The sequence below is a fragment of the Rhodococcus sp. P1Y genome (assembly GCF_003641205.1).
Taxonomy (GTDB): Bacteria; Actinomycetota; Actinomycetes; order Mycobacteriales; family Mycobacteriaceae; genus Rhodococcoides.
Map to the genome: position 1 here is coordinate 5,635,331 of NZ_CP032762.1, position 12,492 is coordinate 5,647,822.

Annotated in this window: 12 protein-coding genes; 9 read left to right on the top strand and 3 right to left on the bottom strand. The window is 62.9% G+C overall.

The window, feature by feature from the left end:
* Nucleotides 1–332 precede the first annotated feature (332 nt).
* Nucleotides 333–539 (top strand): dodecin, encoded by a 207-nt coding sequence (locus D8W71_RS26110; RefSeq protein WP_121119952.1) that lies wholly within the window; start codon nucleotides 333–335, stop codon nucleotides 537–539.
* Here D8W71_RS26110 and D8W71_RS26115 read toward each other — a convergent pair.
* Both D8W71_RS26115 and D8W71_RS26120 read right to left on the bottom strand, forming a co-directional pair.
* On the bottom strand, nucleotides 526–1,824 hold the full coding sequence (locus tag D8W71_RS26115) for a hypothetical protein (protein ID WP_121117929.1): 1,299 nt from the start codon (nucleotides 1,822–1,824) through the stop codon (nucleotides 526–528). The genes D8W71_RS26110 and D8W71_RS26115 overlap by 14 nt on opposite strands.
* Entirely contained in the window at nucleotides 1,812–2,630 is an 819-nt protein-coding gene (locus tag D8W71_RS26120) for an alpha/beta fold hydrolase (RefSeq protein ID WP_121117931.1), read from the bottom strand. Before D8W71_RS26120 ends, D8W71_RS26115 begins: the two co-directional genes overlap by 13 nt.
* A 111-nt stretch (nucleotides 2,631–2,741) precedes the next feature.
* Here D8W71_RS26120 and D8W71_RS26125 point away from each other — a divergent pair, with 111 nt between their 5' ends.
* From D8W71_RS26125 to D8W71_RS26160, 8 genes are all read left to right on the top strand, one after another.
* A complete protein-coding gene (locus D8W71_RS26125) occupies nucleotides 2,742–3,512 on the top strand; it encodes a DUF427 domain-containing protein (protein ID WP_121117933.1) in 771 nt (256 codons plus the stop codon).
* A gap of 52 nt (nucleotides 3,513–3,564) precedes the next feature.
* Complete coding sequence (locus D8W71_RS26130; protein ID WP_236077616.1) at nucleotides 3,565–4,053, top strand: GNAT family N-acetyltransferase; 489 nt, start codon at nucleotides 3,565–3,567, stop codon at nucleotides 4,051–4,053.
* A gap of 111 nt (nucleotides 4,054–4,164) precedes the next feature.
* Nucleotides 4,165–4,803, top strand: coding sequence for a uridine kinase (locus D8W71_RS26135; protein WP_121117937.1), 639 nt, complete (start codon nucleotides 4,165–4,167; stop codon nucleotides 4,801–4,803).
* Between the two features lie 621 nt (nucleotides 4,804–5,424).
* A complete protein-coding gene (locus D8W71_RS26140) occupies nucleotides 5,425–7,290 on the top strand; it encodes an FAD/NAD(P)-binding protein (RefSeq protein WP_121117939.1) in 1,866 nt (621 codons plus the stop codon).
* Nucleotides 7,291–7,476: 186 nt separating this feature from the next.
* The gene (locus D8W71_RS26145) at nucleotides 7,477–8,502 is read left to right on the top strand and encodes an ABC transporter substrate-binding protein (protein ID WP_121119954.1); all 1,026 of its coding nucleotides are present in this window, start codon (nucleotides 7,477–7,479) and stop codon (nucleotides 8,500–8,502) included.
* Complete coding sequence (locus D8W71_RS26150; protein ID WP_121117942.1) at nucleotides 8,502–9,356, top strand: ABC transporter permease; 855 nt, start codon at nucleotides 8,502–8,504, stop codon at nucleotides 9,354–9,356. Before D8W71_RS26145 ends, D8W71_RS26150 begins: the two co-directional genes overlap by 1 nt.
* Nucleotides 9,332–10,081, top strand: coding sequence for an ABC transporter ATP-binding protein (locus tag D8W71_RS26155; protein WP_236077618.1), 750 nt, complete (start codon nucleotides 9,332–9,334; stop codon nucleotides 10,079–10,081). The genes D8W71_RS26150 and D8W71_RS26155 overlap by 25 nt, the downstream gene beginning before the upstream one ends.
* Nucleotides 10,078–11,415: an LLM class flavin-dependent oxidoreductase gene (locus tag D8W71_RS26160; protein ID WP_121117946.1), complete on the top strand. Its 1,338-nt coding sequence runs from the start codon at nucleotides 10,078–10,080 to the stop codon at nucleotides 11,413–11,415. The genes D8W71_RS26155 and D8W71_RS26160 overlap by 4 nt, the downstream gene beginning before the upstream one ends.
* A gap of 106 nt (nucleotides 11,416–11,521) precedes the next feature.
* Here D8W71_RS26160 and D8W71_RS26165 read toward each other — a convergent pair whose 3' ends face one another.
* Complete coding sequence (locus D8W71_RS26165) at nucleotides 11,522–12,460, bottom strand: NADP-dependent oxidoreductase (protein ID WP_121117948.1); 939 nt, start codon at nucleotides 12,458–12,460, stop codon at nucleotides 11,522–11,524.
* Nucleotides 12,461–12,492: the final 32 nt, after the last annotated feature.

Consider the following 12,492-nt stretch of genomic DNA (forward strand, 5'->3'; position numbering starts at 1 on the left):
CGGACCAGATCGTCGATGTTCGCACCGGTGGTGTCGATGGTCAAATCCGGTGACGTCGGCGGTACGAGCTTGTGCGGCTTCGCCGCCCGTGCGCGCGTAATAACACCAGAACGTAACTACGCACTCACCACCCGTGACCTCGTCGTGAGCGCGTAATGACAGCGGAACGTAATTACGCGCGCACGGGCGGCGCAGGCGCACATTCGAATCACCGTGATTCTTCCCCCGTGGGTGGTCGACCTGCGAGAACTCGCCATTCGGTTTCGAAATCAGGCGAGTCGGTGAAATATCAGATGCTGGAAGCCGATCGCGAAATGAAGGAGCAACGAGATATGAGCGACAACATCTACCGTGTCACCGAGATCGTCGGAACCTCGACGGAGAGCTCGGACGATGCAGTGCGCAAGGCCATTGCACGCGCCAACACGACGCTGAAGAATCTCGACTGGTTCGAGGTCGTCGAAACTCGCGGACACATCGAGAACGGCGCCGTCGCGCACTTTCAGGTGACGGTGAAGGTCGGCTTCAAGCTCGAGTGATCACCGTCGATTGCTGTAGTCGTCGCGCATGCTCCAGGTGGGTACGTAAGTACGCACCTGGAGCGAAGTGCGTGTCGTAGAAGTCGAGGTCGATGTTCTGGGCCTGCAGATACATCAGTACGTGCACCGTCGGGACCGTGCCCGGTAGCTTGCCGAAAGACTCGTAGATGTACGACGCCTCCGCCGTCACCAGGTCTTGAACCGCCTCGGCGGGCAACGCCGAGGACCGCACCTTCGGCGTATCCGACCAGGCCCCAGGCGTGTCGGGATGGAACGGGCCACCCGGCCCGTACTTGCGCTCGATGTACTTGGCAACGCCGTCGGCCACGGTTGGCACGTGCGGCGGGGAGAGCGTGTCGAAGTAGCCGTCCAGTCCCGTGGCGTTGGGAAACGGCCACCGCGGATCGCTGTCGGAGCGGAAACCGAGGCCGGGCGCCCGGGGATCCCCGGAGCCACCGAGAACCGACAACCGGTCGAGTCCGTCGAACATCCATCCGCCGAGCCCCAACGCCTGCAGTGCCAGCACTCCGTTGTGAGTAGCCGTCGCGAGTTCGGCGCTGGCCTCGGTCAGGGTGTACTGCTCCACGAACGACAGCGGCACCGGATCGTCGAAATGGGCCAGACCGGAGAATTTTTCGAGTCCTGGAATCGGCCTGTCGTGCACGTCGTCGAAAATCACGTACCCGTTGGCCGCGAAGAACGACAGGTTGGCGATCAGGTGCTCGGCAAGATCGGCCACAGGAAACGCGAGCAGACTGCCCGGATGGTTGGCAATCCAGGTGTTGTGACCCTCCATGTAGGGCTCTTCACGCGGGATCTCGAGGCGCGTGCCGGACAACCGAACGTACTGATCTGCAGTGTGATTCAGCCAGTCCTCCAGGTCGAACTCCCCTGCCGGCGGCGGAGTGTCCCGGCTCGGGAGCAGATAAGTTCCCGAATCGTCGGTGAAGAACAGCTGACTCGTGTGGAACCCTGCCGCAGACGGAAATGTCCGCCCCACAGCACTTCCCGAGTAGTTGGGGAAATTGGGCGCGTAGCCGCCATGCCGCGTGATGCCGTAGTGCCACCCCGTGACGCCACCGACCACCGACAGCAGCAGGGCCCGCTCGACCTCGGTCAACGGCGTCGCGGGGTGCGCACTCTCGAAGGCCAAGGGGCCGTCGGGAATCGAGCCACCGAGAGGAAACCTGCGCGAACGACGCCCGGCGATGGCGTCGAACAGCGGGAAAGATGCGGCTTCGGCGAGCGCGGCTCGCTGCTCATCGGTGACTGTCAGCCTTGCCATGACGACTCCTCCTCGTAGGTGACCGGTGATGCGGTGTCGGCGCGTTCGAGTACGAAATCTGCGATCAAAGCAGCAGTACGACGGTGTCCGGTCTCGTTGAGCACGTCGTGGCGCGCACCTGCGATCTCTCTGATCTGGAGACCGGGCGCACGGCCGACCCATCGCCGCACGCCGTCGATCGGCGAGATCCGATCGAGCTGACCGTGTACCGCGAGAACCGGCACTTTCAGCGTATCGAGGTCTCTGTCGAATCGAGCCCAGGCACGGGGTAACTCACGCGCAAGCACGTCTCCGGAGTCGCTGCTGACGAAGGCGAGGGGATCGTTGACGAGCGCGTCGAGATAGAACGGATCGTCCGAGAGTTCGCTCGGGTCGAGGTCGAACTGTTGGGCGGCCGGATCCAACCAGTCCAGCGGCGACAGCGGCGCACCCGAGAGGACGGCGCCGACATAACGGTCGGGGTTGTCGAGCATAGCCAGACCGGCGACGACCGAACCAAGGGAATGCCCTATCACGAGCGACGGGACATCGGGCGCGTAGGACCTTGCCAACGACGTCAGTGTTGCTGCGTCGGACTGTAATTCGTCGAGAGATCCGAAATCACCTCGGTCGCCGGTCGACAGACCGTGACCGATCTGATCCAAGGCCCATACGTCGATGCCATCGGCGCTCAGCGAGTCGGCGAACCGGTGGTAGAGGCCCGAATGTTCACCGTAGCCGTGCAGAAAGATCACGTTGACCTTTCCGACCTCGGCCGCCCAGTGACGGTAGTAGATCGGTCCGCGTGCGCCGTCGAAGAATGGCATGCCATCAAGTCCATCACCAGGGCGGGACCTCGTCAATGATTCTGATCAGGGGTGCAGTGAACAACCGATCCGGCTCAGAGGCGAGGTAGCGTCGAGACTGGAGGTATGTCAATGTCCAGAGCACTCAGCCATGCACAGGCAACACAGACGGTCGCAGCCAACGGCACCGTGTCGATCGAACCGAACCACCGCCGGATCAGGGCGTTCTTCGGAGGTGAGGTCGTGGCCGACACCACCGAGTCCGTCTATCTGTTCGAGAAGGACCACCTGCCTGCCTATTACATCCCACGGACGGATGTTCGAAGCGACTTCCTTCACGACTCGGCCACCACGACGGTTTGTCCTCGCAAGGGAACAGCGACGTACAGGACCCTGACCGTCGGGGGAAAGACCTCGGTCGACGCGCTCTGGACCTATCCGGACGCGTTGGACGACGCTCTCGACCTGAGCGAATACGTGTCGTTCTACTGGGACCGCGTCGACGCGTGGTTCGAGGAGGACGAGCAGGTGTTCGTACACCCTCGCGACCCGTACGTACGCGTCGACGTCCTGCCGTCCTCACGCCATGTGGAGGTCTACATAGGGGATGTTCTCGTCGCCCAGACACGAGCGCCGAAGATCCTGTTCGAAACCGGGCTCCCGCCGCGGTACTACGTCCCGCGCATCGACGTGAAGAACTCGCTGCTGACCGAGTCGGCCACGACGACCGCATGTCCGTACAAGGGAACTGCGTCGTACGTGTCGGTGCAGGACGGGCCGCAGGACGTCGCCTGGTTCTATCCACAAGCTACGTCCGCGGCGTCCGGCATCGAGAACCACCTGTCCTTCTACGCGGAGCGCGGTGCTCGGATCCTCGTCGACGGGGTCGTCCAGGAAAGGTAGTCGCCGCTGGAATCAATGGGTTGGCCTTCACCCGATGTTCTATCGTGGAGCGATGATGTCCGAGGACGTGATCATCCGTGCCCCGGAATTCACCGACGCCGCGGAGATCGCCCGGGTGCATACGGCCGTCTGGAGGTCGACTTACGGCGGAACCGTGCCGGAGGCGTACCTCGACGCAGGGTCCATCGACCGTCGAACAGCCCACTGGCAGAGGGTACTTCGACTTCACAGCACTGACCATGCAGTTGCGATCGCCGAACTGGACTCGGCCGTCGTCGGTTTGGCGCACTGCGGTGTCGAAGACGGCCGTCGAAAGCTGTTCGCGCTGTACGTCCTCGACGACTACCACGGCACCGGCATCGGACAACAACTCCTGGATGCCGTGCTCACCGAGGAACCGACCGAACTCTGGGTCGCCCAGGACAACCACCGCGCGGTTGCCTTCTACCGACGCAACGGTTTTATTCCCGACGGCGTCGCCCAGGACTTCCCAGGTGTCGACGGCTTCCTGACCATCAGAATGATGCGGGCCAACGCCTGACCTGTCGGTGCATCGACCAAAGGTTTCTTTTGCTCCTTGCGCTGGACGAGGCCGAACTCGACTTCTACAGTCAGCTGTGGGACATCACATGATTATTGTTGGGGGGGGTATATGACATTCGAGGACGCGCGAGTGTTGGACATCGCGGAGACGCTTGCCTGTACCGATCTGGGGCATCCGGTCCGCGTAGCGGTGGACGGCATCACGGCGTCGGGAAAGTCGACCGTTGCCGCTGCAATCACACGTGCGTTGGGACGCTTGGACCGTCAGTCAATCCATCTCACAATGGACGGCTTCCACCACCCCCGCGCGCACCGACATCGGCAGGGGCGCATGTCTGCCGAAGGATATTACTGGGATGCATACGATTTCGATTCGCTGATCTCCCGAGTGCTCGTTCCGCTCGGGCCGGGCGGATCCGGGTCGTACTGTGAAGGCGTCATAGACCTGCAGTCCGATCGACGTCTCGACACCGAGCCTCGCCATGCTCCGAAGAATGCCGTGCTGGTGGTCGACGGAACCTTCCTACAGCGTCCTCCCCTCGACGCCCATTGGGATACAACGGTATTCGTCGACACGGACTTCGACACCGCCCGCGAAAGGGGCACACAACGCGACTCGAAACTACTGGGTGGCCGAGAGAGGGCAACGGAGGCCTTTCACCTCCGCTACCATGCCGCATCACGGATCTATGTCGACACTGTGAACCCCAAGGCCCTGGCGACGTTCGTCATCGACAACAATCGCTGACCACGCCGGCCGCCGGCAAGGGGTGACAGACCGTTGGTCAGGGGCGAGAAGTTCGCGCCGAGAAAGACCAGCACCTGTTATGGTTCGACGCTGGCGCTCGAGCCTGCAAGTAAAGGGCGTTGCAATCAGGCTGAATGACTCGCGGCCGTACTGCCTGTCGGCTGTCAGCCGTGGACGGAAAGGTCCACGGCCGCACGCGCGCAGCCGAGATTGCACCCGGAAAGGCCGTCGAACCACCCGAGTCGTCGAATGCGTATCAACCATTGCATAGAGCGAACCTAGACCTGCCGAATGACAATGGACACCATTCGAATCATCATGATCGAAAGGGACGGCGACCCGGATCTGTCCTGGTCCAACTACCCCAGCTCAATTACCACAGCCAGGTGCCGACGCGCCCTGAACCGAGCCTTTGAACCGAAGTTCGAGGGCAACAGAAATAGAATCAGCGTGATTCTGCGTTGTACCTCTCATCCGCGATTAGCGCTCGCGAACCGGCATGGCTATGGTCGTGTCAACCATCCAGAGCGGTCTAGAGTCCTGGCTCGTCGACGCCGCAGCAACCCCCGACGCAAGTAGGTGCGGGTGCTTCCGCCAGGGTCGATGGAGAGGCACGAACGCATGAAAAGTTCAGCACCACACCGCATCGCCATCGTCGGTGCAGGCCCGCGCGGTACCGGCGTGCTCGAACGGTTGCTCGCTCACCTTGGCGCACGCCACGATGACCGCCGCGTCTGCGTCGACGTCTTCGATCCGTTCCCTGCGGGCGCGGGCCGAATCTGGAGGGGCAGCCAACCGTCCTTGCTGTGGATGAACTCGGTCGCAGCGGACGTCACGATGTTCACCGATGAGACCACCATCGTCGACGGCCCTGTCGTACCGGGCCCGACGCTGGCCGAGTGGGTGCACGACAACATCGAGTCGCTGCGCAACGATCCCGAGCTCGTCGACGAACTGATCGACTTCACACCCGCTTCTTTTGCGTCTCGAACCCTGCAGAGCAGGTATCTGGAATGGGTATTCGCTCGGGCGCTGACCGGGACCTCCTCCGATGTCCGTGTGCACCGTCGGACCGTCGTAGATGTTCAGGATGGCGACGTTCAGACGCTGACCCTCGACGACGGCTCAACGGTCGAGGCGGATGTTCTCCTGCTCGCCCAAGGCCATCCCGATGCCCTGCCCTCGGCCGCGGAGAACTATCTGAGGACCTTCGCCGAGTCGCACGGCCTGACCTACGTCGGCCCCGGTTATACAGCGGACCTCGACCCCGACGTGGTGCCCGAATCCGAGCCGATTCTCGTTGCGGGACTGGGCCTGGCGTTCATCGATTGGATGGTGCTGCTTGCCGAAAGCCGCGGCGGCAGGTTCAGTCGCTCCGTCGATGGCGAACTTTCGTACCAGCCCTCGGGCCGCGAGCCCGTCATCTACGCGGGTTCGCGTCGCGGCGTGCCCTACCACTCGAAGATCGGGTACGACATCGCCGCTGCCAGGCCGCCCCTGCCCAAGTACTTCTCCGCCGACTCGTTCCCTGGCGAGGGCCGGCTCGACTTTCGACACGACATCTGGCCGCTCGCTGCGAAAGAGATTGCGGGAGCTCACTTCTACGAGCTGTTCGCATCCCACCCCGAACGCACCAACGGAACGTGGGCCGACTTCGAGAGCCAGTTCGATGCAGTGGAGTGGGGTTCCACAGCGTCGGCCGAGTTGGTCGAGTACTTTGTCCCCAAGGACGACGATCGGATAGATCTCGAACGCATCGACCGGCCGCTCGCCGGCGAATCGTACGATGGGATCGACGACGCCACCTCGCGAGTATCCGGCTACATCGCCGCAGATCTCGCACGACGCGCCGATCACCACTACAGCAGTGACGCGGCAGTGTTCAGCGCGTTGCTGTCCGTGTACATGACAACCGGAGAACTATTGCGCCGCGGGCGTATTCCGGCAGAATCGGTGGCTGTCGACATCGAGGGATGGTTGCATTCGTTCTTCAGCTTCATCGCCAGCGGACCCCCGCCGCAACGGTTGGAGCAACTACGCGCACTCGCGGCCAGCGGCATCGTCCGGTTCCTCGGCCCCGACACCACGTTCAGCGCCGACACCACTACAGGCGTGTTCTCGGCGCAGAGTGCCTCGCATTCCGAAATCGTGACCGCCCGGACTCTCGTCGACGCCCGTCTGCCGGTGGCGTCGATCCAGTCGAGCGGTGACGCGTTGCTACGCACGTTGCACGCGCGCGGCGAGATGGTCGAGGTGCGCGCGAACGAAAAGAGCGCAGCCAAGATCTCGGTCGACGGACGTTCCCGAATTCTTCACTCCGACGGTTCGACTCACGACAGGCGGTACGCGGTAGGCCCGTGGGTCGCGGGCCACAACTGGTCTTCGGCATTTCCACGACCTCGAACCAACGCGGGATTCTTCCGGCACAACGATGCACTGGCGATCGAACTCCTGCCGAGTGCAGCTCCGCTGCCTGTGCGCGCGTAGTTACCGCCGAACGTAACTACCCACGCACAGGGGATAAAACCCCACCTGGGCAAACTTTGATTCACGCAAACGTAAACTGTTGTCGCCCCGTCCGGTCCGGGGTTGGCTGTGCGAATGCGTACATTCCGTACTTCATCAGCACACCGAAGATCGATCCGTACAGCCGCAGTGGCCGTCACCGCGCTCATGACGGCGGTCGGTGCACTGGCCGGCTGCGCGAGCGACGACACCCCCGCGAACGCGTTGGCGTCGGATGCCCCGCTGCCTACGGAGATTCCGGCGGGCACGAAACTGGTCATCGCCGACCAATCCGAGTTCCAGCAGTCCGTCCTGAGAGCATCGGGAGAGCTCGACAAGCTCCCCTTCGAGTACGAGTTCGCAAATTTCGTCGGTGGACCGGCCATCCTCGAGGCCTTTCGCGCAGGCGCAGCCGACGTGGCGCGGGTCGGTGACACACCGCCGATCCAGGCACTCATCGCAGGCCAGGACGTGCCGATCATTCTCGGCACCCAATCGAATCCGGACAACACCCGATTGGCGGTAGCCGCGGATCGTGACATCACGACGCTTGCCGACCTGAAGGGCAAGAAGATCGCGTACGCGGAAGGCACCGCCCAGCAGGCTATCGTCCTTCGCGCACTGGCAAGATCCGAGCTGAACACCGAGGATGTCGAGCTCGTCAGGTTGCAGCTCGGCGAGTTCCCCGACGCGATCAGAACGGGTCAGGTCGACGTTGCGCCGCTGGGCGAACCCAACCTCACGCGATTCCTGAAGAACCCAGGAACAACACTGATCGACACGTCGGAGTCCGGCGGAACGTCCACTGGCCTGTCGTACCTGTATGCGCGCGCCGAAGCGATCCAAGACCCGGCGAAAGCCGCTGCGCTGCAGGCCTACATCGCCAGCTTCGTTCGAGCGGTTCAGTGGACCAACAACAATCCCGACGAGTGGCTGCAGAAATACTACGTCGAAGGCCAGGGTTTGACGGCGGAGGACGGCAAGCGCATCGTCGACTCGCTGGGTCCGTACTCGTTTCCGAAACTCGACGAAGATCTTGTTCAACGACAGCAGGACACCATCGACATCATCGACGAGGCGGGCGAACTCCCCAAGTCGGTGGAGGCCGCGAACGGATTCGACCTTCGCTTCGCCGACGTGTCGAACCGGACCGTCGAAGAAGTCGGCGCTTCGTTCACCAGGGGTGAAAGCTGATGGCCGTCGTCACTCCTACTCGTCAAGAGCGCAGGAACATTGCGTCGCCTTCGGTTCTGAAGCCCCGAAACATCTCCCGTCGCAGACTGGGTCCGGGCAAGGCGATCCCCTACGGTCTGGCGATCGGTCCCGGCATCCTGATCGCGCTCTGGATCGTGTCCTCGGCCACGGGGATTCTCGACCCGCAGACGCTTCCGGCGCCGTCGACGATCTTCACGACGGCTCTGGATCTCATCGACGACGGCCGACTGCAAAGCAACCTGTCGACATCACTTCAGCGGGCGGTGATCTCCCTCGTGCTCGGTGTGGTTATCGGCGTGGCACTAGCGCTCGTCTCCGGCCTGTCTCGGCTCGGCGAATCGTTGGTCGACGGCCCGATCCAGATCAAGAGAGCAATCCCGACGCTTGCGCTCATTCCGCTGTTCATCGTGTGGTTCGGCATCGGTGAATCCATGAAGATAATTGTCATCACCACCAGTGTGCTCATCCCCGTGTACATCAATACACATGCGCAGCTGCGGGGTGTCGACAACCGCTACGTCGAACTGGCCGAAACCGTCGGATTGTCGCGGTGGCAGTTCGTGCGTCGTATCGCGCTCCCCGGCGCGCTGCCCGGGTTTTTCACGGGTATGCGCATGGCCGTCACGATTTCGTGGCTAGCACTAGTCGTCGTCGAGCAGGTCAACGCAACGAGCGGCATTGGATATCTGATGACGCAGGCCAGAACCTACGGACAGATCGACATCATCGTCGTCGGACTCGTCGTCTATGCCATCTTCGGACTGGTCGGCGACATCGTGGTCAGGCGCGTGGAACGGAGGGCACTGTCATGGCGACAGACACTGGGCGGGTAGGAACTGGGCGGGTAGACAGGGTGGTTCGCGCGAGTTCGCTCACTCGAGGGTTCGGAGATCGGGTCGTTCTCGACGCCATCGACCTAGACATTGCGCGCGGTGAGTTCGTCGCGCTCCTGGGCCGCAGCGGATCCGGCAAGAGCACGCTCCTACGTGCGCTGGCAGAACTCGATTACGACGTACTCGGTTCGGGGGAACTCGAGGTTCCGGCGAATAGGTCGGTGGTGTTCCAGGATTCACGATTGCTGCCGTGGTCGCGGGTGCTCGACAATGTGACCCTCGGCCTTGGAGGGCGCGATGCCGCCGAACGTGGGCGAGCGGCATTGGCCGAGGTGGGTCTCGCCGGTCGCGAGAGCGCGTGGCCGAAGGAGCTGTCCGGCGGTGAGCAGCAGCGGGTCGCGCTCGCCAGATCTCTCGTACGTGAGCCCGAGCTCCTGCTCGCCGACGAACCGTTCGGCGCTCTCGATGCGCTGACTCGAATTCGCATGCACGCCTTGCTACGTGATCTGTGCGCTAAACACACGCCCGCAGTCCTGTTCATCACCCACGATGTCGACGAGGCGCTGCTCCTCGCCGACCGAGTTCTAGTCCTCGACGAGGGACGGATCGTCTCCGATCAGCATGTCGAACTCGATCTGCCACGCACACACAGTGATCCGAAGTTCGTCGCTCAACGGGAAGATCTCCTTACCGCGTTGGGCGCATTCGAGAAAGTGACGTCATGACCAGGACTTTGCACTTCAACGCGTTTCTGATGACCACAGGCCACCACGAATCATCCTGGCGTTTACCACAGTCCGACCCGCGAGCAAGCGTCGACATCAAGCACTACCAGCGCCTGGCGCAGATCGCCGAGCGCGGCAAGTTCGACTCGATCTTCTTCGCCGACAGCCCCCAGCTGGTTGCCGACGTCGGCCGTCGACCGTCGGGCAATCTCGAGCCGTTGCAAATCCTGACGGCGGTCTCGACGGTGACCGAGCGCATCGGCCTCGTCGCCACTGCGACGACGAGTTACAACGAGCCGTACAACCTCGCGCGTGCCTTCGCCTCTCTCGACCACATCTCCGGTGGCCGTGCGGGGTGGAACATCGTCACCACCGCGGGTCTCGATGCAGCACAGAACTTCAACCTCGACACACTGCCGAATCATGGTGACCGGTACGCACGTGCCGCCGAGTTCGTCGACGTTGCCCAACAGCTCTGGGACAGTTGGGATGACGACGCTATCCTTGCCGACAAGGATGCCGGTGTCTGGGGAGACAACGATCGGGTCCGCACGGTCGATCATCGCGGTGAGTACTTTACCGTCCGCGGTCCGCTCAACGTTCCCCGTCCCATTCAGGGATATCCACTTCTGGTGCAGGCGGGTTCATCCGAGGACGGAAAGGTGCTCGCATCGAAATACGCCGAAGCGGTGTTCACTGCGCAGCAGACCATCGAGGATGCGCGAGCGTTCTATTCCGATCTGAAGCAGCGCACCGCGGCGGTCGGCCGAAACCCGGACCACATCAAGATCCTGCCGGGAATCGTGCCCGTCATCGGTTCCACCGAAGCAGAGGCCCGAGAACTCGACGCAGAACTCGACCGCCTCATCGTCCCCGAATACGCCTTGCAGCAACTCGCGAAGACCCTCAAGGTGGATCCGTCGGTGCTCGCTCTCGACGAGCAACTACCTGCCGACCTACTCGCCGAGGAGCACATCGAGGAGGCAAAGAGCCGCTACACGCTGATCGTGGACCTCGCGCGTCGGGAATCCCTCACTGTCCGCGAACTGATCGGACGCCTGGGCGGCGGTCGTGGGCACCACACCTTCACGGGCACGCCGCTGCAGGTGGCCGATTCGATCGAAACGTGGTTCCTCGGCGGAGCGGCCGACGGGTTCAACATCATGCCGCCTGCATTGCCGTCAGGACTGGAGGTCTTCGTCGACGAGGTGCTGCCGATCCTGCGGGCGCGGGGGCTATTCCGTTCCGAGTACGCCGGCACTACTTTGCGCGAGCACTACGGGCTCCCGAGGCCGGCGAATCGTTATGCGGCTGCGCCGCCCGTGTTCGCGTAGTTACCCTCCGATGTCATTACGCACTCACGGCCCAGGTCAGAGGTCGTGAGTGCGTAATGACGTTCCGCGGTAATTATTCGCGCACGGGCGGCGAAGCCGCGGTTCGCTACGGAATCAGAATGAACTTTCCGCGCGGGTGCTCGGATTTCAGTTCCTCATGCGCCTTGGCCGTGTCCTCCAGCGGGAACGTCTTGGCGATCGTGACTTCGAACTCGCCGTCGCCCGCGGCGGCGACAAGATCGAGGCGTGCCTTCTTCCGCCTCTCCGCACTCTGCGGGTTTCCGCCACCGACGGACGGGAACCCCTCCTCGGCCGCGCGACCGAATGCTGCGATGGTAACGAGGCGCGCCTTGTCGACGAGAGCCAGGGACACGTCGATTGCCTCGTCGGTGCCCACCGTGTCGATGGCGACGTCGACGCCACCTGGCGCGAGTTCCTTCACACGTTCGAGCAATCCGTCTCCGTACTCGACGGGCTCCGCACCGTACCCGCGGAGCACATTGTGGTTGACAGCGCGAGCAGTACCGATCACGCGAGCGCCGCGGGCCTTGGCCTGCTGAACGACGATCGATCCGACGCCTCCTGCTGCGCCGTGCACGAGCACCGTCTCACCAGCCTTCACGCCGGTGACCTCCAACGTGTCGTACGACGTTCCCGCCACGACCAGAAGACCTGCCGCGGCCTCCCATGAGAGAGACGCAGGCTTGGGTAGAACGGCGTCGGCCGGCACGAGGAGCTTGTCCGCGTACGCACCTTTCGCTCCGGAGACGATGACCTCGTCGCCGACGGAGATCGGCCCGCCCGGACCTGTCGTTATGTTGCCGACTGCGACAACGACGCCACTTGCTTCACTTCCGAGATGGAGAGGCAGGGTCGACTGATCCGACCCGAACGCTCCGCTGTAGAGCTTGTAGTCGATGGGGTTGACGCCGATGGCCTTCACCTCGACGAGTACCTGCCCTGCCGCAGGCTTTGCGAGCGCCTCGTCGATTATCCGTACGACCTCGGGTCCGCCGAACGCTGTTGCTACCGCTGCTCGTGTCATGTCTGTATTCAACTCCCACTCGATTCGAATCC